Here is a 21,292-nt window from a genome sequence, read left to right as displayed (position 1 = left end):
GCCGTTTCGTACACGTGCCACGTTGGAGACCGCAAATCTGTCGAGACAAGGCGCGCGTCGCCGGTCGTGGCGTGCCACGATCAAGACGCGCAACGCCGTATCGGCGCCCTGGTTGATTTTATGGGCGGCCCAACCCGAAGGGACAAGCGCTGTTTTGCCGCAATCCAGCGTTGGTGCTCTCTCACGTAGAACGACTACGCGACGTTCGCTACGCCTCGTCTTGCCGCCCCTAGTAATTTTTCAGGAAGCGCTTGGCGCGGACGCGCACGAAACGGCAACAGGCCCTAGAGTTCAATCTGGAGCCCGAGTTCGACGACCCGATCGCTGGGAATCAGGTAATACGCCGTCGCCGGCATGGCGTTACGCGACATGTAGGCGAACAGCCGTTCGCGCCAGACCATCATGCCCGGCACCTCCGCTGTGGGAATCAGTGTCTCGCGGCCGACGTAATACGTTGTTTCCTCGACATCGACCTCCAGCCCGTATTCCCGCGCGAACCGCAACGCCACCGGCACGTTCGCGGTCTGCATGAAGCCGTAGTAGAGCTGCATGCGATAGAAACCGCGACCGAGGTCTTCGATCTCCATACGCTCGGCCGCCGGCACCCGCGGCACATCGCGCGTATGCACGGTCAGCAGGATCACTTGTGCGTGCAACACCTTGTTGTGGCGCAGATGGTGCAGCAGCATCGGCGGCGTCTTGCGGGTCGCCCCTGTCATGAACACGGCCGTGCCGGCCACGCGAAAGCTATCATCGGCGTGCGCCTGGATGAATTCATCCATCGGCTCGGTGTCTTCATCCAGGTGCCGACCCACCAGTTCACGGCCGGTTCGCCAGGTCGCCATGATGAAGAAAATCAGGGCGGCCACGAGCAGCGGATACCAGCCACCGTCCGGGATCTTGAAGATGTTCGCGCCGAAGAACGAAAGATCGATCACGATCAGCACCAGCGCGATACCGGCGGCGATATTCGGAAACCAGCCCCAGCGCCGAGCCACGAAGAACGCCAGCAGCGTGGTAATCACCATGTCCAGCGACACCGCCACGCCGTAGGCCGAGGCCAGTCGGTCCGAACTCTTGAACCCGATCACGAGGCCGATGGTCGCGGCCATCAGAATCCAGTTCATCATCGGGATGTAGACCTGGCCGTAGGACTCGCGCGACGTCTGGATAATGCGCAGCCGGGGCAGCTGCCCCAGCTGAACCGCCTGGCGCGTGAGCGAGAACACCCCGGAAATCACCGCCTGGGAGGCGATCACCGTGGCCAGTGTGGCGATCAGTACCACCGGATACAGCGCCCAGTGCGGCGCGAGGTCGTAGAACGGCTGGCGCGCCTGCGGGTTCGACAGCATCAGCGCGCCCTGGCCGAAATAATTGAGTAGCAACCCGGGCAGAACCACCGCGAACCAGGCGATGCGAATAGGCGCGATACCGAAATGCCCCATATCGGCATAGAGCGCCTCGCCGCCGGTGACAACCAGGAATACGGTGCCCATCACCAGGAAGCCGGCAAAGCCGTTCGTGGCGAAGAACGCGACGGCATAGGCCGGGTTGATCGCGGCAAACACTCCGGGGTTGTGGACGATGCCGCCGATGCCCAGCACGCCGAGCACGGCGAACCAGAGCAGCATGACCGGCCCGAAGAAGGCCCCGACCGCGGCGGTACCGCGGCGCTGGATGAGGAACAGGCCGATCAGGATCACGATCGTGATCGGTACCACGTAGGGCTTGAAGGCCGGCGTGGCGACCTGGAGCCCCTCGATGGCGCTCAGCACCGAGATCGCCGGCGTGATCGTGCCGTCACCGTAGAGCAACGCCGCACCGAACAGGCCGAGCAGCATGAGAATGTAGCGCCGGCTGGTCTTCTCGGTCTTCCACGGATTGAGCAACGCCACCAGCGCGATGATGCCGCCCTCGCCGTTGTTGGACGCCCGCATGACCACCGACAGGTACTTGACCGAGATGACGATAATCAACGACCAGAACATCAGCGACAGCACGCCATAGACATTGGCTGCCTGCGTGCCGATGCTGGCATGCGCATAGAAGGCTTCGCGCAGCGCGTAGATCGGGCTGGTGCCGATATCGCCGTAAACAATGCCCAGCGCCGCCAGACAGAGAAACGGCATGGACTTGCCGTTGGGTTCGTCCGCCCGGGCCGATTCCTGGCCGGTGTGGTTCGGCTTCGGGGCGTCGTCCTGGCGCGCGTGGCGGGCCAGCGAACGCTCGTCGCTCTGGTCAGTCATAAAGGGGCAACCGGCGAGGGTAAGGAAAGCGCCAAGGCCCGGGAGTCTACACGGCGCGCCGTCGCCACGCGCCGTTGTAAACCGCGGGTTCCGACCGCTGCCCGTCGGAACCCGCAGATCGCCCCGGCTGCCTACTTCTTCTTGCGCGGCGGCGGGAAGTGGATCGGACGCCCGTCGACGGCAAGCGCCGCCTCGTGCACCGTCTCAGACAGGGTCGGATGCCCGTGCATGATGCGCGCGATGTCCTCGCTCGAAGCCCGGTACTCCATGGCAACGACCATTTCCTGGACCAGTTCCGACACATACGGCCCGATCATGTGCACGCCGAGGATCTCGTCGGTCTGGGCGTCGGCGATCATCTTGACGAAGCCGCCCTGCTGGCCCAGCGCCTTGGCGCGGCCATTGGCTGAAAACGGAATCTGCCCGACCCGATAATCGATACCGGCCGACTTCACCTGCGCTTCGCTCTTGCCGACCCAGGCGAGTTCCGGCGTGGTGTAGACCACCGACGGGATCGCGTCATAGTTCACGTGCGGCTTCTGGCCCGCGAGGATTTCGGCGACCGTGGCGCCTTCTTCCATGCCCTTGTGCGCCAGCATCGGGTTGCCGACGACGTCGCCGACCGCATAAACGCCCGGCAGGCTGGTGCGATAGAAATCGTCGGTGTCGACAAAGCCCTTGTCGTCCAGGTCCACGCGCGCGCCCTTGGCGCACAGGTTGGCCGTGTTCGGTCGACGCCCGACCGCGACGATCAGGCGATCGAAGGTCTCGCTCTTGCTTTCATCGCCCTGGGTGTACTCGACCCGGACCGATTTCTTGTTGGTCTTGGCCGAGGTGACGCGGGCGCCGAGTTGAATATCCAGCCCCTGCTTCTTGAATGTCTTGAGCGCTTCCTTGGCCACGTCGCGATCGGCGATCGGCATGAAGTCGTCCACCGCTTCCAGCAATGTGACCTCGGCGCCCAGGCGCGACCAGACACTGCCCAGTTCCACGCCGATATAACCGGCGCCGATGACGCCGACCTTCTTCGGCACTTCGTCGAATTCGAGCGCGCCCCAGGAATCGACGATCAGCTCGCCGTCGAACGGCGCGATATCCAGTTCCACCGGAATCGAGCCCGAGGCGATGATGATGTGCTCGGCCTTGATCGTCTGTTCGTTGCCATCATGGCTGGTGTATTTCACCTCGCCGGAATCCACGACCTGGCCGCTGCCGGCCATGGATTCCACGCCGTTGGCCTTGAACAGACCGGCAATGCCCCCGGTGAGCTCATTCACCACGCCGGCCTTGCGTTTCTGCATCTGGGCGATATCCATCTCGACATCGCCGACCTTGAGACCGTGGGTAGCGAACTCGTGATTGGCGCGGTGATAGAGCTCGCTGGACTCCAGCAGCGCCTTCGACGGAATACAGCCGGCATTGAGACAGGTGCCGCCGAGCGAGGGCTTGTTGTCGAGATTGAGCCACTTGTCGATGCAGACGACCTTCATACCGAGCTGGGCGGCACGGATCGCGGCCACATAACCGGCCGGCCCCGCACCGATCACCACGACATCGTATTGCTTGCTCATGCTTGTCCTTGCTTGATTTCTATAAAGAAGCGCGCCGGCATGAAGCCGGCGCGTCGGAATCGAATCAGACCTGTAGCAGAAGTCGCGCCGGATCCTCGAGCAGTTCCTTGATCGTGCGCAGGAACAACACCGCGTCGCGGCCGTCGATCAAGCGATGATCGTAGGACACGGCCAGCATCATCATCGGCCGGATCACGATTTCGCCATTGCGCACCACCGGCTTGTCGTTGGTCGCATGCATGCCGAGAATCGCCGCCTGCGGCGGGTTGATGATCGGCGTCGACAACAGCGAGCCGAACACGCCGCCATTGGTGATCGTGAACGTGCCGCCGGTCATCTCGTCCATCGTGACCTTGCCGTCCTGCGCCCGCTTGCCGAAATCGCGGATCTTGGACTCGACCTGGGCATACGATTGCTGGTCGGCGTCGCGCAGCACCGGCACGAGCAGACCGCGCGGCGAGGACACGGCCACGCCGATGTCGTAGTAACCGTGGTAGACGATATCGCCCTCGTCGATCGAGGCGTTCATGATCGGATAGCGCTTGAGCGCCTCGACCGCCGCCTTGACGAAGAACGACATGAAGCCGAGCTTGACCTCATGGTCCTTCTCGAACTTTTCCTTGTACTGCGCACGCAGATCCATGACCGCTTTCATGTCCACCTCGTTGAAGGTGGTCAGCATGGCGGTGTTCTGCGAGGCATCCAGCAGGCGTTCGGCGATGCGCTGGCGGATCCGCGTCATCGGCACACGCTGCTCGACGCGCTCGGGCGATACCTCGCCCAATGCCTGACGGTCGGCCTGCTCGGTCGCCGTCGCCTGTTCGGCGCTGTTGTCACGGCTACTGCCCGAAGCGCTCTTGCCGCTGGCCGCGGGCTTGTCTTCGATCGCCTTCTGCACGTCGGCCTTGGTGATACGGCCGTCCTTGCCGGTACCCGTCACATCGCGCGCGGCGACGTCGTTCTCGTCCATGAGCTTGCTGGCCGCGGGGCTCGCCAGCGTGTCGTCGCTGCCCGAGCCGCTCGCGTGTTCATCCGACGTGTCCTGGCTCGACGAGGCCTGGCTGGCCGTGGACTGGCTCGTGTCCTCGGTCGACTCGTCGTCGTCGGATTCGTCGCCAGCGGCATTACCGGCCGCGCCTTCCTCGATGATCGCGAGCACATCGCCGGCCTGGACGGTGTCACCCGCCTGAACCTTGATTTCGGCGAGTTTGCCAGCAGCAACGGCCGGCACTTCGAGCACCACCTTGTCAGTCTCGAGATCCAGCAGGTTCTCGTCGCGTTCGACCGCGTCGCCCTGCTTTTTCTGCCATTCGCCAACCGTGGCCTCGCTGACCGATTCCGGCAGCTCCGGCACTTTGACTTCTGTCGCCATTACTATTCCTGATTCGTCGTTTGTCTGTGAATGTTGATCCGCTTCACTACTTGTTGCGGACACCGGATTTCTTGCCGCGTGGATCGGCCTTGACCGTGCCTTTCTCGATCAGGTGCTCGCCGCCGACCAGGCCCGCCTCGACCACCGCCTCCTGCTGCCGCACATGCAGCTTGTGGTATCCCACCGCGGTGGTCGCCGCGCCCGGGCGCGTGGCATAGAGCAGCTCGTGATGATCTTCCAGCGGCACCTGCAGGCGATGCTTGATCTGATACCAGGCGCCCTGGTTCTCGGGTTCTTCCTGACACCACACGATCTGATCGGCATTCGGATAACGCGCCAGCACGGCCGCATAGTCCTCCGCCGGGAAGGGGTACAGTTGCTCGATGCGCACCAGCGCCACATCGTCGAGTTCGCGCTCTGACCGCTCCTGGTACAGGTCGTAGTAGACCTTGCCGCTGCAGAACACCACGCGCTTGACCTTGTCCGCTTCGAGATCGGCGGTGTCGTCGATCACGAACTGGAAGTGACCCTCCGCCAGATCCTCCAGCGTCGACGTCGACAGGCGATGCCGCAGCAGGCTCTTGGGTGTGAGCACAACCAGCGGCATGCGCAGATTGCGTACCATCTGCTGACGCAGGAGATGGAACCACTGCGCCGGCGTCGAGGGCACGCAGACGATCATGTGGCGCTCGGCGCACAACTGCAGGAAACGCTCCAGACGGGCCGATGAATGCTCCGGGCCCTGACCCTCGTAACCGTGCGGCAGGAACATCGTCAGGCCGCACATCCGGCCCCACTTGGCCCGGCCGCTGGCAATGAACTGGTCGATGATCACCTGGGCGCCGTTGACGAAGTCGCCGAACTGGGCTTCCCAGATCGTCAATGTATCCGGATCGGCCGAGGCATAGCCGTATTCGAAGCCGAGCACACCGGCCTCCGACAACAGCGTGTCGTGAACCTCGAAGGTGGTGCCGTCGCGCGAGCATTCGTTCAACGGCAGGATCGCCTCGCCGTCCTTCTGGTTGTAGATCTTGGCGTGGCGATGGAAGAACGTGCCGCGACCGGAGTCCTGCCCGGAAAGCCGCACGTTGAAGCCATCGTCGAGCAGGCTCGCATAAGCCATGTGCTCGGCGAAGCCCCAGTCGATCCGGGACGCACCGGCGGCCATTTTCCGCCGATCGTCGACGATGCGCTGCACGCGTTTGTGCAAGTCGAAACCGTCGGGCAGGCTGTCGTACATGGCCGAGGACAGGCGCCGCAATGTCTCCACCGGCACCGATGTATCGACAATGTTCGACCATTTATCGAGCCGGTACTTGTCCCAGTCCACGGTGTGTTCGTTGCCCACCATGCCGAGCGTGGTCCGACTGATGTTCTTGCCCGCGTCGAGCCCGTCGCGATAGGCGTCGAACAGTTCCTGGGCACCGTCACTGCCGATCAGGCCGATGTCCTGTAGATGCTTGGCATACAGCACGCGAGTCGTCTGCATGCTCTTGACCTTCTGATACATCAGCGGCTGGGTGACCGCCGGCTCATCCGCCTCGTTATGCCCCTGCCGGCGATAGCAGATCATGTCGACGATCACGTCCTTGCCGAACGTCTCGCGATAATCCATGGCCAGGCGCATGACGAACACCACCGCCTCCGGATCGTCACCGTTGACGTGGAATACCGGCGCCTCGAGCATCTTGGCGATGTCGGTGCAGTAGTTCGACGTACGCGACATCTCACCCTGCTTGCCGGTGATCGGATCCTGCATCGTGAAACCGAGCTGGTTGTTCACGATCAGATGCACCGTGCCACCGGTCGAGTAACCTTCGGCCTGGGACAGCTGCAGCGTCTCCATGACGATGCCCTGCCCGGCGAAGGAGGCATCGCCGTGAATCAGCACCGGCAGCACGGTTTCGCCAGCGGTATCGTGGCGGCGCACCTGACGCGCTTTCACCGACCCCTGGGCGACCGGATTGACCGCCTCGAGATGGGACGGGTTGAACGCGAGCACCAGATGCACGCGTTCGTCCTCGATTTCGATATCGGTGGAGAAGCCGAGGTGATATTTGACGTCGCCCGACATATCGAGCTCTTCAACGTCGTACTTGCCCTCGAACTCGGCGAACAGCTCGCTCGGCGCCTTGCCGAGAATATTGACCAGCACGTTGAGCCGACCGCGGTGCGCCATGCCGATCACGACTTCGTCGACGTGATGGCGAGCGGCGGAACGGACCAACTCGTCGAGCGCCGGAATCATGCTGTCCGCGCCTTCAAGCGAGAAGCGCTTCTGACCGACGTACTTGGTGTGCAGATACCGTTCGATGCCCTCGGCCGCCGTCAGCTGACGCAGGATCTCGAGCTTTTCATCGTCCTTGAGCCCGGGGTGCTCGACGCCGGCTTCCAGACGCCGCTGGATCCAGCGTTTCTGCTCGGTATCGGTGATGTACATGTACTCGGTGCCGATCGTGCCCGTGTACACCTGCTTGCAGACATCGATGATGTCCCGCAGCTTCATCTCGTCGTCATGAGCGTACAGCGAACCGGTGTTGAACACCTTGTCCATGTCCGCCTCGCCGAGGCCGTGATAAGCCGGGTCGAGATCCGGCAGCGACGGTGGCTGATACAACCCCAACGGGTCGAGATCGGCCACGCGATGCCCGCGGCTGCGGTAATGGTTGATCAACTGCAACACGCCCGCCTGCTTCTGGGCCGCGCGGGAGGAAAGCCCCGGTTTCGCCGACGCGCCCTGCCCCGCCGAAGCCTGTACATCGACGAACGAATCGCGGATCGGGCCGTGGGCGATATCGCTGCCACGGCCATCGCCGTTGAGGCTCTTGAAATAGTCGCGCCAACTCGGCTCGACTGATTCCGGATCGCGCAGATATTGCTCGTAATAGGCTTCGACGTAGGAAGAGTTGCCGCCGAACAACGGGGAGGTACTGATGAACTCGTCGTTCAAGTCACTTTTCATAGAAACTGGTCTGTGGCCGTGTCAGGGTGCCGGATACACCCCGGTGTCGTTGGCCGGCGCTCCGCTGCCATCATCCGGTCTGCGCCGGGCGCTCATGATAACAAATTGCCAGCGCCCCGGGCCGGCGCGAACGCCGGCATCCCGGGCCGCCTGCTAGTGCCCTGTCTCGCAAGTTTCCTATCAAACGAGCGAGAGCCGTCGGCGTGGCTGGCAAGGCGCAAAACCCGGTCGTATCCGATCATACGGCTGAATTTCGCGACGCCGCCACACGCGGTGACGACCGCGCGCAGTGTAAGGTTACTTGCGAAACCGGACACTAACTGGCCTGTTTCGCTTCCGAATCGTCTTCCCAGCTCGCGGTGAGCCGCTTGAGATAATCCCGGAACTCATCGCCGATTTCGGCATGCTTAAGTCCCATTTCAACATTGGCTTTCAGATAGCCGAATTTGCTGCCGCAGTCATAACGCGTGCCTTCGAATTCATAGGCCAGCACGGTCTGTTCGCCCATCAGCGCTTCGATCGCGTCCGTCAGCTGAATCTCGCCGCCGGCGCCCGGCTTGGTCTTGTCGATCAACCGGAAGATGCGCGGCGTGAGAATATAACGGCCGACCACGGCCAGATTTGAGGGTGCTTTCTCGGTCGCCGGTTTCTCGACGATGCCGCGAATCTCGGACAGGCCGGGCCCGATCGGCTCGGCCTGCACGATGCCGTACTTGTGGGTTTCCTCCCACGGTACCCGCTGTACCGCCAGCACGCTGGTCCCGTACTCCTGATACACGCGGTGCATCTGCGCCATGCAGGGCTGGAACGAGCCGGCGATCAGATCATCGGCCAGGATCACGGCAAAGTCCTGATCGCCCACTGCCGGCAGAGAACAGCGAATCGCATCGCCCAGGCCAAGCTGCTCGGGCTGACGGATGTACACACAGCTGATACCTGGCGGCAACACGTCATGCACGGCGGCCAGCAGCTCTTCCTTGCCCTTGGCTTCGAGCGCGGCTTCGAGCTCGTAGTCGCGGTCGAAGTGATCCATGATCGAATTCTTGGCGTGGCTGGTGATGAACACCATCTCTTCGGCACCGGCCGCAATCGCCTCCTTCACCGCGTATTGCACGAGCGGCTTGTCCACGACCGGCAGCATCTCCTTGGCACTGGCCTTGGTTGCCGGCAAAAAACGGGTGCCGAGTCCGGCTACTGGAAATACCGCTTTACGAATTCGCATAACAGTTCCTTTATCTAGACTTGATTCCGTCGTGGTCACCGCGCGATCTGTCACAGCCTGCGGCAAGCCGCACCGGCCGCCGACTCACGGATATCGAACCTCGCCCGTGAAGTGCTGAACATCGCCGGAGCGACTGGTCAAGGCAAAATCCACGCCGTTGTCGGCGCCACCGTGCTTGAATACCACGGTGCTCGGTAGAAACACGGGTTTTTTGAAGGCAACCGAAAGTGAATACGCCTCGGCGCTCAGATGCGGCTGCAGCGCGGCCGCCGCCCGCGCCTTCATCCACATCCCCGTCGCGATAGCACGCGGGAAGCCGAACAGCTTGGCACTCCAGGCGCTGAGATGAATGGGGTTGTAGTCGCCAGCCGCCGACGCATAGCGCCGACCGATATCGGCAGGCACCTGCCAGGTGGCTTCCTCCGCGAGCGTGAAATCCGCTGCGGGTGCCTGTCGCTTACGGCTCGAAGCGCCGCCGGAGCCGCCCTTGCCGCGCGACAGCATCACGCCGGTTTCTTCCCAGATCGCAGCGCCGCTTGCATCGTTGACCCGGGTGACGAGATCGAACTCGATGCCCTTGGCCGCCTCGCGATGCCCGCCCACCGACACCACCAGATCCAGCGGCTCGTCGGCCCGGATCGCCCGATGCTGGGTGATGTGGTTGCGCACATGAATCAACCCGAGCAACTTGAGCGGGAAACGCCTGTGCGTCAGCACTGCCATGTGCATGGGAAACGCCAGTACGTGCGGGTAAGTCACCGGCAAGGTGTCAGCGCGCGGGAAACCGCAGACCCGGCGGTAGCGCGCAAGATTCTCCGCCCTGACTTCCAGGTCATTCAATCGGGCAACGATCTCGGGAATCGTTTCGCCCCTGGACAGGCCGGAGCCGAAATTCGCGACCGCCCGAAAATAGGACGGCGCCACGGCCGGCAACTGCTCGAAATCGAGCCTGATCTCTCCTGACATCGGTTTATCGTCTGTGGACGATGGAAGATCGGAGTTTAACGCGTTGGTTGGGCAATACAATGATGAGCCGTGCCCGACCATTCAGCTTCAATTCGGATATTTCCGCTTCGCCTTGATTCGCCGGACGCACCGCGAGGCAAAACAAGCACATGCCTTGAAACAGTAAGACCGCAGATCGCGAACGATCGCGCCGGCCCGGCTCTCAAGGCGCAATGGCTCGCGCACCACCGTGATGCCCCGGGGCGGGCCGTAGACCGCGTCGAAATAAGTGTACCGGCCGAAATGCGGCGCTCATCAGGAAATAACGCTGCCCGTACACCAATCCCACCGACCGGTTTCAGCGGCCCGACCGGCCCCTGACCGATCCCGCATCCTGACAGGCGCACCGGCACGTCGTCGATGCCATTCTGGATCGTGCGCTCGGGCCGGTGGCCGTTCTGCACCGCGGCGCATCAAACACCTGGCAGTCGATCATCAGCGTGACGGTCCAGAAAGGCCCGCCACGCGGTTTCCACAGCTTGCCCCACCCGGGCCACACGCATCGCGACACAGTCGGCTCGTAAGTGGCTCTTCGGCCCCGGTTGCTGGTCTTACCGTCGAATCATCGGTATCGTTTTCCATGGTGTAACTTTGATGGCTGGTGGGTTGCCGGCCCTTCCATTCCAGCCGGATACGCCGCCTGTTTCTATCCCGCCTGTACACCCCGTTCGAGCACAGCTCCCCGACGGATATGCAAGTGGTCGTTGATGATTTCAGCACGGGTTGCTCGTCGTTTCCCGACCTCAAGCACTCCCAGGGCGATGGCATCATGATTGACCGAACCTTCGTGGAACGCTTGTCGGGCCAGGCCAGGGATGAGGAGCTTACCCGCCTGATGATTGCACCGGGAGACAAACTGAATATTCCGGTGGTGCCTGAAGGGATCGACACGCAAACCCAAACGGGCGCCCTCAGCCGATACGATGGCAATCGGACTCCAGGCCAGCTGATTGCGCCAGCGCTGCCGGCGCCTCAATTTGCCGCTTATATCAACAGGCAGAGTCCCTACAAGGAAACGCCCATGGTCTTATTCAGGTGCTAGACAGCATCAAAGCAACAGCAGGTTCAAGAATGAGCCAGCCAATCAGAAAAACACGCATTCCGCCAGACAAACTTTTACAAATAATAAATATTCAAACTCACATCAGCCAGCTATGGTTGAATCTCGGCGCCATAATGGATGTGGCCGCCCAAGGTGCATGTGAGTTGACCGGTGCAGACGGGGCGGTGATAGAGCTGACCGAAGGCGATAAAATGGTCTACCGGGCGGCTGTGGGACAGGCGGAATCACAGATTGGCCTCCGACTGAATCGCCAGGGCAGCTTGTCCGGGCTGTGTGTCGACACGCACCAGATATTGCTATGCGACGACACCGAATCGGACCCGCGCGTCAATTCCGAAGCCTGTCGACAGGTTGGTATCCGCTCGATGGTTACGGCGGCGCTTCGGCACGACGGCGTTGCCGTAGGCGTGCTGAAAGTGCTATCGCCCAAGCCAAACGGCTTTGACAATACGGACATCGAGATACTGGATCTTGTGACCGACCTGCTCAGCTCTTTTATTTTCCATGCCGCTGAGCATGAAACGGGCCGGCTATTTTATCTGGCCACGCACGATCAGATGACGGGGCTTGCCAACCGGGCGTTGTTCTTCGACCGCTTCCGCCAGCGACTGACACAGGCGCAGCGTAATTCAGACCACTTCGGTGTTCTGTATCTGGATATGGACCGCCTCAAACCTATTAATGATCTCTACGGGCACCGGGCGGGCGATGAAGCCATCACGGAAATGGGCCGCCGCTTGCTGGCGGTAACTCGAGAATCGGATACCGTGGCCCGGCTAGGCGGTGACGAATTTGCGATACTAATGCTGAAACTCAAACAAACAGCCGACGTCCAGCATTTAATACGGCGCATTCAAGGCGAGCTTGCCAAGCCCTTCGCGTTCGAGCCGCACACACTGAAGCTTGATTCCAGCATCGGCTGGGCGATTTACCCGCAGGATGGTGATGAGATGGGGAAATTGCTGGAGTCGGCTGATCGCGTCATGTACCGAGAAAAGCAGCGCAAAAAGCACCCTATTCACTGACACATGAATGAGCAGTCTTGGCTGTCAACGCGGACTGAAAAGTTCCCCTTGCGGATAGAATTGCCGGATCAAACCAGCCAGCAGTAGCCGCCACAGCGCGGCGGGTGAGCGGCACGCACTTCAGCACCACAGGCTGCCCTCCGGACGTCCGGGCCCGTTTGAAAGCTTGAAACCTTCGCAGAACAGGTATAGCGGATCGGATTAGCCTCGGACATCGTTGTGACCTTAGTGAGTTGGCGGGTATGGCAAACCCCACGCTATAAGCGGAGTCTCGCCGCTCGCCTTCACGCTTCCTGCTAATCCGCGTTGAGCCGTAAAAAAAGCCCGCAACCCTTGCGATGCGAGCTATACAACAGATCATCCCGCACCGTCCAAGACAGTGCAATGGTGCCCGGGGCCGGACTCGAACCGGCACGACCCGAAGGTCAAGGGATTTTAAGCAACAACATGAATCCTGCACCGGGCACCCCTAGGCTTGGATACAGCTTGCCGTAGCAGGTTTTCCTTCGGGTCGATGCTTTGGATCATATGCCGGTGCGCGATGTAAACCGCCCCGGTTCCCTTTCGCTTGGCTCCTAGCAGGCTCCTGGAATCGAGGCCTTTCAGGAGCACTTCATGGCAAAGATCAAACTAACCAAGAGCGTTGTCGACGCGGCTCAAGCCCAGACCTGCGACGTTGAACTCCGGGACACAATCGTTCCGGGTTTCCTGTGCAAGATCACACCCACCCGCCGCAAGGTTTTCATGCTTCAGTACCGCACGAACTCGGGCGTGCGCCGCAAACCTGCGCTTGGCCAGTTCGGCGAACTGACCGTCGAACAAGCCCGGTCGCTCGCCCAAGACTGGCTGGCCGAAGTCCGGCGCGGTGGCGACCCCGGACATGACAAGGTGGAGGCCCGGAAGGCACCGACCGTCAAGGAACTGTGCAGCCGGTTCATGGAAGACCACTCCAAGTTACACAACAAGCCCAGCACGCAGAAAGGCTACCAGTATCAGATTGACCGCTTCATCGTTCCCGCCTTCGGCAGCAAGAAAACCCATGAGGTCACGCGCCAAGACATCACTGCGCTGATGAAGCGTCTTGAGAAATCGCCTACGCAGGCCAACCACGTGCTGGCTTGCGTCCGCAAGATGTTCAACCTGGCCGAACTGTGGGGCTACCGGCCCGACGGCTCGAATCCCTGCCGCCACGTACCCAAGTACCCGGAGAAAGGCGCGACTCGCCTCATCACCGACGAACAGATGATCAAGCTGTTCGCTTATCTGGACAAGGCCGAAGCCGAAGGACTGGAGCATCCGACCTATCTGCTGGCCATCCGTCTGCAATTCGAGTTCGCCGCACGCATGTCGGAGATTCTGCTGTTGCAGTGGGACTGGATCGACCTGTCGAATGATCGGGTGGTCTGGCCGGACAGCAAGACTGGCGATATATCTAAGCCGTTGAGCGCCGAGGCCCGCCGCTTGCTGGAGAACGCGCCCCGCTTTGGCGAATCACCTTTCGTCTGCCCGGCTACCCGCAATCACAACAAGCCGCTCAGCCCGCACGTCTACTACGACGCGTGGCGGCGTATCCTCGATCGCGCCGGTGTACCGAGAATCGGCACCCACGGCATCCGCCATCGTTCGGCGACTGATATTGCCAATTCGGGCATTCCAGTCAAGGTCGGCATGGCTTTGACCGCGCACAAGACAGTGGCAATGTTCATGCGGTACGTCCACACCGAGGATGACCCAGTGCGCAAGGCCGCCGAATTAGTAGCGGGTCAGCGCAAGTCGGTGGTTAGCGCTGGCCGGAATCGAAACAAGTGAACGCCTGAACGGCGGCCAGCATCCCGCGCCGCCGGCCTCGATTGTCGTATCGCCATCACGACAATCGGGCCGGTCATTTTTCTCGCACGAACACCACTTTATAGACAGGGAATGTGCGCCTGTTTCGGCGGATATAGTTTTGGAGACCAACGACCGCACATCATCAAGCGGAAGCACTTTGCGCGGTGGCAGGAGGGCTAAAACCGGTGCCGAGCACCGGACTCAGAGGTAGCCCACTCGATATCAACAGGTTTCGCAAATCCGCATGGTTAAAGGATTTAGCTGTGATCGACATGGACCTTTACCGTCGCTTTTACCGTCAAAACCGGACATCTTTTGCTGGCGCGGGAGATGGAGCGATTTGCGGGAGAGCAACTCTAGCGACACCATCATCAATCAGCTGAAAGGAGACAGGAAGCTCGGCGCCTTGTCCATTCGCACGATCAGGTCATCAAGTCAAGCGCTTGCTTTGCGCGCTGCCAGTTTTGCCTCAAGTAGACGATAGGCGTGCTTCTCATCAAGCTTTGGCAGGTTCGGCTCGTTCTGTAGGAGGTCAGCCAGCACCGGCGTCACAACATCGAAGAGTGCTGTCAGCAGCGCTTCACCGACTGCGCGCGGTTCCGCAAGATCCTCCAGCAGTCCCGGCATTTCACCGTGGGCGAGCTTGTTGCGGCCTTCTCGATAGACCTTGTGGACCGCGGCATCCACCGTGAGCGCGCCATCAGGTGCGGTCTCGCCCTCAGGCTTGAGCGCGGTTTCGGCGAAGCTTGTCATTTCCTTCGCCTTTCCGCCTGCGCCCGACAACCCGTCAGCGGCACAGCCATAGTTGACCACTGCCATGAAGTCAGAAGCCTCGCGACGAGCTTCACCGACCCAGTACAGCGCATTCGCCCAGCGTTCTACGAGATGCAGCGCATGTCCGCTTCGTCGTCCATCGACGTACTGCTGCAAAATGCACCCCGCGGCATCCAGGAAGGGTTGCTCGCCCGCCATCTTGGCAGCCAGCGCACCGGGGCGTCCGCCAAGACCAGGCATCTGTACGCTCGATCCACGCAATATCCGCCCGTCCAGCGTGGTCGCGAACCGATCCTCTGCAAAAAGATGCTGCCTGCCGGCTTTGGTAAAGCGTCGCGCATCCTCGACCTGGAACCTCAGTCCGATTGCGTCAATCGCAAGTCCCACCACCACCGACGCTTTGAAATGCGACCGCGCATACTCATGCCCTTCCATCAAGATGGTCCCTACCCAGCTGTAATGGCGCAGTGTGCGCAGAACATCCAACGCATGCGACGCGCGGCGGCCACTCTCGGTGGCAGTTGATCGACTGGTCAACTCGTCCATGTCCAGTTCACAGGCCTCGACCTGGCGGATGAGATCGCGGACCTCCGGGTCCTTGACAAAGGAATCGAGCCATTCCGCTCTCGGTAGGAATCGCACTGGCCCCACGGCGAATGCCGGCACGGCCTGATCCGAGTGAAATAGATGGCAAGGGATATGCCTGTCGACGTCGGGACTTGCGCTGGAGACAAGCTGCAGCAAATGCGCTTGGTAGTCGTCGGCGAGCACAGCGTAAAAATCGTCACCGAGCACCACCTCCTGCGCATTCTGGCCGTCCGGTACTTCTGGAAGGCGCGATTGGCAGTCGCGAAGGGTGTCTCCGATGGCCTGGAACGAGAGCTTCATGAAGGCCTCCCGATCAATTGTCTGGCGCAGAGCTTCGTGTGATTTCCAGCTTTGCTTTGACAGCAAGTGAGCTGCGTCCACGCCGACCTGTGTGACCGGATACTGACCGCCTTGCGACACCGGAATGGCAAGCGGAACCAAGGGGTTCGCGCTGAGGGCATGCCACTGAGCAAAGGTCATCGCTTTGGCCTTGATCACGTCCTCGACGATCGTCTCCATGACCTTTCCAGCGGGCGTTTCTATTGCGCCGCCCGAGCTTGCGAACTTTTTCTCTCTTGCCATTTCCCCTCCTACTTAGCCCAACATGGGGCTGGCGCTACACACGACCAGTTTCATCGATCCGCGGGTCATGGCCACATATAAGTGCTGCGCGCTCATGCCCTCCGTATTCAGCACGACCGCCACTTCTGCCTCCAGTCCTTTGAGCAGCAGCGTGCTGCCAACTGCACGCTTGGGCAACGGGCGGCCCAACAACCGGTTCTCTTCCCGCACCCGCCTGGCCGCCTCTGCAAGCGGGACGTTTCCTGCCGAAGCTCCCCGCAGCGCCTTGAGCACGCCGTAAAGAATAGCGGGCCGATGCACGCGCACATTCGGCATTTCGCGCAGCTCCGACAGCAGTGTTGCGGCTGCGGCGATGGACGGGGCGCGCTGGAACGTCAACGCACAGCTCTCCGCTACGGATGGAGGATTCCTCGCAGTTCCTCGGGTCAATGAATCCAGACGCCGGGTCAACTCTGCGACACCCACGTTGGTCATGACGCTTTGCGCCAGCGCCAGCAACTGCCCCAAGGCCCCCGCAGACGCAACATCGAAACTATTGCCGAAGGCGATGAGGTCTTGTAGGTCGACTGCCTCAACGGTGGACGCCCCTGGCGTCTGACTTGCGAAGTTCCGCTGGCTCGAACGGTTACGGCTGTCGGCGATGATCAGCACACGCCCGTCGGCGGTCGGCGGCAGTGTCCGCGCCGCAGCCAGTCGCTGCGGGTGGTCGTTGGGAGGGGTGGTCTGAACCCACGTCACATGTGCTGGTGGTCCGGTGCGCAGATCCACCGACTGCCCGGCCGCCAACAGGCGGCGAGCCTCCAGCAGCCATTGCCCAAGTGCTTCCGCACCGGCATTGCGCCACCGCCACGGCGTGGCCAATTCCGCCACGACCGGGAAATGCGCGCACACTTGCTGCTCCCAGTCGGCCAAGGCGTTGCCACCGAACCCGAAAATGCCTTGCATCGGATCGCCAAGCACGCAGGTCGGCAGAATCAGTGAGAGAAAGTAGACGAGGTAGTGCTGAGGCACCGAACAATCCTGGTACTCGTCAACGATGAGATGCGCATAGGACGCTTTCAGGACCTCGCTGACATGCCCGGCCTGCAGCAATCTCCAGGCGAATTCCCGGATCGCCGAGTAGTCTCGCGCCGGCGTGGCGAGTCGCAGGATGTCTGAGTCGTGACCGCTGCGACCTGGAAAGCTCGCAATCAACCGAATGGCCCAGCCGTCGATGGTGCTCAATCGATAGGCACCGCGCGACACACCGGCGCGGTCCAACCGACCACGAAGTGCCGCCACGCCAGCGTTCGTGTGCGTGAGCACAAGGATAGGTTTGCGACCTTCGTGAGCGGCCAAGGCGTGGGCGATCAATTGCGTTTTGCCGCACCCGGCCGGCGCCGTAACCATACCGCGGGCAATCGCGCGCAAGTCGACTTCAGCGGGGCCCATGGGCAGCCCACGCAGAGACTTGGTCCACCACTGCCTTGAAGCCTGGATCGCATTGCGGCAAATCCGGGGCCACGATGGTCCTCGCTACGTCCTCCATCCAAGAGATGGACTTGAACCAGCCAGCCTTGCGGATGCGCGCCGCCTGCCCAAGCAAAGCTCGGCTTGGTGCTGACAGCGCTTGTGTGTTCTGAATTTCATCCCAGACGGCCTGAACAGTGAGCGTGTTGTTCGAGACCGTGCGCAGGTGTTCGTGAATCAGATCGCCATGCAGGTCGTGGGCATATTTGATCAAGTGCTGGCAGCCCGTCGGCGTGAGGCTGCCAAACAATTCGTCCTCCAGCGCGCGGCCTGCGCGGTAGGCGACTACCGCACCACCGCCCTGCAAAAACGCCTGCTCGACGGCAGGCGTGGGCCTTTTGTCGTCATCACGCACCACCATCACCCTGTAACCTAATGACTGGAAGGCCGCCGCGCGAGCATAGGGGCGGTCGGGCTCGCCACCGCCACAGTCGACCATGGCAATGCCCTGTGCTGCCAGGGACACGTCGCCATGTTCTACCCGGTGCAAATCCAGACCACGCAGGAGTCCGATCTCGCTGGCCCCTTCGCACACAATCACGGAGCCGGCCAGAAAGGCCTCGGGATAGAGGCGAATGGTGCTTTGGGTGTCGTTATCGGTGCCCACCATCCGGGCCTCGTGGCCGTAAAGACTACCGCGCAGCACGAAGAGCTGGCTGCCCGACAGCTCCCTGAGCGCCACTGGCGAATGCGTGGTGAGAAACGCTTGCAGCGGGGCCGCTTCCTTTGCTCCGAGAGAGCCGAGAAACCGAGCAATGCGGTGCGGCTCAAGGCCGTACTCCAGTTCGTCCGAAAGGACGATCGACGCTTGGCTGGCAGCCTTGCGCTGCAGACCAGCGACCAGCAGGCGCGTGGAGCCGACGCCGAGATTGCGAAGCGGGATGCCGCCCTCGTTGTGCAGGGAGATGGTTCCGCCTCCGAACGACACAGAATGCGAGTCGAGCAGTGCTCTCGCCTTCCCGCCGATGTGAACGCCGAGTTCCTGGGCGGTCGCAGCGACGATCCCCAACGCTTCTCCCAATTGCTGCTCGGCTTGGTCGCCAAAGGTGTCGCGCGCATCCCGCACAGCCTTCACGAGTGCAGCCGAGGCATCAGCGCGTTCCTCCGAGATACGGTTCAGGACCGAGCCTCGTTGCCAGCCCAAGTTGTAATCAGCGCGCGCACCGATCCGCGTCGGCGCCAGGGCCAAACGGTCCCTCCACGCGAGTGTCTTCACCAGACCTTGCTCAGCGGCGCGGTCGGAGACGAGAGTCCAGGATGGCTCCAGGTCACTTGCAACTGTCAGATTCAGGCAGAGAACCACCTCTGCGCCGGCGGACGGCTCGTCTTCGACGACGCCCGTGGCGGCGTGATAGCCGCGCAGAAACGCACCGAAGCTCTCCAGCGCACTCATGCTGTCATCCAGCGCACCCAGCGTCAGTGTGATGCTGATTGGAGCGGTGATGTCCTGGCCGAAAAAGTCAGCATCGGAAATCTGGACATTGCGCCTGGCACCCAAGCACAGGTCGATCGCATCCAGCACTGTGGATTTTCCGCTGTCTCCCGTGCCGATCAGACAATTGATGCCAGGCGATGGACACCACACCAGTTGCTGGATGCCACGGAAGTTGGCGATCTCGATCTTTCTTATTCTTGCCATTGGGTACCCCTGTGATGGTGTGTGGCCTGTTCCGCTTTAGAAAGTCCTGGTGCAGAAGCACATTGCGAAGTATTCAATTATTTGCTCCGCCTGCATTCTTTCGCAGGTCACCTTCAAAGAGCTAATGGCCCGCATTCGTATCGGGACCATCCGATGCAACCACCACAACTCAGGTCTTCGAAGCGTCTTTCGCCTCGTAGATCCGTCGGGCTAGAAGGCTGGCGAAGATCAGATACTGCGCGGCCTTCTCTGGGTCTAGATCATGATTTAGCGAATGGGCCTTCGGATTGCGAATGCCAAGGTAAGCACCGACCAAAATTTGCAAGAACCCCTTCTGGTCATTTTTGCCCGACTCCGTGTCAAGTTCACTGAGGATCAGGTGTGGCTTTTCCAAGCTCAATACTTGTGTCGCGAGAGCCGCGCCATCGAGATCTAGACCGGTGCGCTCTCGCATCAGATCAAAGATTGCAACGACGGAGTTCAAAACGGCATCGCGGTAGTGCCCGTTCACATAGTGCTGGAAGGCATGCGCGAAGATAACCGGATGCAACAGTTCCTCGAAACCTATGCTTGCTTTGGCACCCGTCGCGTCACGCACGTGCACTTCTGCTCTGGCCTCCACCTGAGGTAGATCGCGCGCAAGGATGTCGTCGTAGTCATTGGCCTCGCCAAATCCGATATGCCTCCCAAGATTCCCCATGTCTTGCTCAGGGAACCCCGCACTGCTCCACAGCTTGCGCAGCAGTTGATAGTCGGCTTTCAAATAGCCATTGATCAACTTGGCCCCTGCTTTATCGTCACTCGCGACGAGGCCTTGTGCGTCGATCGCTTTCTGACGCATTGCCCGAAACAAGGCATTTACCTCCAAGTACCATTCAAGCATTGCGTCTCTCCCCAGTCGATCCTTTCCATTTAACAACGCACTACAAACGCGGTATGCCCCCTGAGCGACCGTCAGCGTCTTCGCGCAACGTATAAGCGTTCGTACTTCCTACTTTTTTCTCAGCACCAACTGAATCATGGCGAACAGGCGGTGAAACAGATAGTCAACCTGGTCCACATCGATCACCGGCACCTGACTGATTTCCGAATGCCGAATCAGGTGACTGTTTCCAATGGAGTTTAATTCAGCGGCTTCTGTCTCCAGTCTCTCCCGTAGCGACGGCACGGAAGTAACAGCATCAAGGATGATCTTGACCGACCGTTTCTTGTCGCTCGGGTCAGCGAGTGATTTGAGACGCTCCCATGCGTCCCACAACCGCTCCAGCGCTTCGCGACGCACCAGCGGATTGCGGTCCGAAAACTTGGTTCGGCACTCGTCGAGCATGTTATCGAGCGTGCCATCGCCGGTATTGAAGAACGTTCGTTTCAGTTCTTCGCCAAGCACCGGCGGGAGCAGTCGATCAACTCGACCATTGGGCAGGATCTCGAACGCAACGCCGTTGCGCGCGAATATGCGATTGACGGTCGCACGGAACTCCTCCTGCCCCGCCTCCTGATCGAAGGTCAAGTGGTGATGACTGAAGAAGTCGTGATACTTCCCTGAGATCGGCCTGGCCACTGATGCGTGAACGAACTCGATGAAGTCCATGACGAGCAACGTGTCCGGCGCGAACGGCTGGCGCTCAGAAAAGTAGCCCTCCCCCTCAACGGAGACAATCTCCAATGGCCAAGCCAAACCTGGCATTTCTGCGCTTACGGAAGCCGCCAAGGCATCCGAATCTCCGCCGCAAGTGGCTTGTCCATCCGGACAGCGCTCGGGGAAACGTAGGCCGAATGCGCCGCTATTGATCAATGCCTGCACCGTTGCCACGAGCCCCGCCCAGACCGTGGGCGAAATCACCTGCTCGGTACGTGCGCGCGGACCGTTCTGCCGGTCGCTGAAGTAGTCGCTCATAACGTTA

At 61.0% G+C, this 21,292-nt stretch carries 14 protein-coding genes; 3 read left to right on the top strand and 11 right to left on the bottom strand.

Features of this window, described 5'->3' with window-relative positions; translation table 11 throughout:
- Positions 1 to 284: 284 nt before the first annotated feature.
- The 6 genes from ACS8Y6_RS05625 to ACS8Y6_RS05600 all read right to left on the bottom strand — a co-directional run bounded on the left by ACS8Y6_RS05625 (position 285) and on the right by ACS8Y6_RS05600 (position 10,339).
- Positions 285 to 2,129, bottom strand: a complete 1,845-nt coding sequence (locus ACS8Y6_RS05625) for a potassium transporter Kup (protein ID WP_440855184.1) — start codon at positions 2,127 to 2,129, stop codon at positions 285 to 287.
- A gap of 248 nt (positions 2,130 to 2,377) precedes the next feature.
- Positions 2,378 to 3,817 carry a dihydrolipoyl dehydrogenase gene (gene lpdA, locus ACS8Y6_RS05620; protein ID WP_440850529.1) on the bottom strand — a complete coding sequence of 480 codons (1,440 nt, stop codon included), beginning with the start codon at positions 3,815 to 3,817 and terminating at the stop codon, positions 2,378 to 2,380.
- 64 nt (positions 3,818 to 3,881) lie between these two features.
- The gene (odhB, locus tag ACS8Y6_RS05615; RefSeq protein WP_440850528.1) at positions 3,882 to 5,189 is read right to left on the bottom strand and encodes a 2-oxoglutarate dehydrogenase complex dihydrolipoyllysine-residue succinyltransferase; all 1,308 of its coding nucleotides are present in this window, start codon (positions 5,187 to 5,189) and stop codon (positions 3,882 to 3,884) included.
- A 46-nt stretch (positions 5,190 to 5,235) separates the two neighbouring features.
- Entirely contained in the window at positions 5,236 to 8,151 is a 2,916-nt protein-coding gene (locus tag ACS8Y6_RS05610) for a 2-oxoglutarate dehydrogenase E1 component (RefSeq protein WP_440850527.1), read from the bottom strand.
- Between the two features lie 316 nt (positions 8,152 to 8,467).
- Complete coding sequence (galU, locus tag ACS8Y6_RS05605; RefSeq protein WP_440850526.1) at positions 8,468 to 9,373, bottom strand: UTP--glucose-1-phosphate uridylyltransferase GalU; 906 nt, start codon at positions 9,371 to 9,373, stop codon at positions 8,468 to 8,470.
- 84 nt (positions 9,374 to 9,457) lie between these two features.
- Positions 9,458 to 10,339: a MaoC family dehydratase gene (locus tag ACS8Y6_RS05600; RefSeq protein WP_440850525.1), complete on the bottom strand. Its 882-nt coding sequence runs from the start codon at positions 10,337 to 10,339 to the stop codon at positions 9,458 to 9,460.
- Positions 10,340 to 11,069: 730 nt separating this feature from the next.
- On the opposite strand from ACS8Y6_RS05600, the gene ACS8Y6_RS05595 reads away from it, so the two are divergent.
- The 3 genes from ACS8Y6_RS05595 to ACS8Y6_RS05585 all read left to right on the top strand — a co-directional run bounded on the left by ACS8Y6_RS05595 (position 11,070) and on the right by ACS8Y6_RS05585 (position 14,275).
- A complete protein-coding gene (locus tag ACS8Y6_RS05595) occupies positions 11,070 to 11,420 on the top strand; it encodes an EAL domain-containing protein (protein ID WP_440855167.1) in 351 nt (116 codons plus the stop codon).
- A 29-nt stretch (positions 11,421 to 11,449) separates the two neighbouring features.
- A complete protein-coding gene (locus ACS8Y6_RS05590; protein WP_440855166.1) occupies positions 11,450 to 12,466 on the top strand; it encodes a diguanylate cyclase domain-containing protein in 1,017 nt (338 codons plus the stop codon).
- 615 nt (positions 12,467 to 13,081) lie between these two features.
- On the top strand, positions 13,082 to 14,275 hold the full coding sequence (locus ACS8Y6_RS05585; protein ID WP_440855165.1) for a tyrosine-type recombinase/integrase: 1,194 nt from the start codon (positions 13,082 to 13,084) through the stop codon (positions 14,273 to 14,275).
- A gap of 456 nt (positions 14,276 to 14,731) precedes the next feature.
- Here ACS8Y6_RS05585 and ACS8Y6_RS05580 read toward each other — a convergent pair whose 3' ends face one another.
- From ACS8Y6_RS05580 to ACS8Y6_RS05560, 5 genes are all read right to left on the bottom strand, one after another.
- On the bottom strand, positions 14,732 to 16,240 hold the full coding sequence (locus ACS8Y6_RS05580) for a hypothetical protein (protein WP_440855164.1): 1,509 nt from the start codon (positions 16,238 to 16,240) through the stop codon (positions 14,732 to 14,734).
- Between the two features lie 12 nt (positions 16,241 to 16,252).
- Complete coding sequence (locus tag ACS8Y6_RS05575) at positions 16,253 to 17,671, bottom strand: UvrD-helicase domain-containing protein (RefSeq protein WP_440855163.1); 1,419 nt, start codon at positions 17,669 to 17,671, stop codon at positions 16,253 to 16,255.
- Complete coding sequence (locus tag ACS8Y6_RS05570) at positions 17,658 to 19,388, bottom strand: AAA family ATPase (protein ID WP_440855162.1); 1,731 nt, start codon at positions 19,386 to 19,388, stop codon at positions 17,658 to 17,660. Before ACS8Y6_RS05570 ends, ACS8Y6_RS05575 begins: the two co-directional genes overlap by 14 nt.
- A gap of 169 nt (positions 19,389 to 19,557) precedes the next feature.
- Positions 19,558 to 20,271, bottom strand: a complete 714-nt coding sequence (locus ACS8Y6_RS05565; RefSeq protein ID WP_440855161.1) for a TIGR02391 family protein — start codon at positions 20,269 to 20,271, stop codon at positions 19,558 to 19,560.
- A 108-nt stretch (positions 20,272 to 20,379) separates the two neighbouring features.
- Positions 20,380 to 21,285 (bottom strand): AbiJ-NTD4 domain-containing protein, encoded by a 906-nt coding sequence (locus tag ACS8Y6_RS05560; protein WP_440855160.1) that lies wholly within the window; start codon positions 21,283 to 21,285, stop codon positions 20,380 to 20,382.
- Positions 21,286 to 21,292 lie beyond the last annotated feature (7 nt).

This window comes from Salinisphaera sp. RV14 (assembly GCF_052044135.1).
Lineage (GTDB): Bacteria > Pseudomonadota > Gammaproteobacteria > Nevskiales > Salinisphaeraceae > Salinisphaera.
This window is presented reverse-complemented; position numbering and strand designations above follow the sequence as displayed.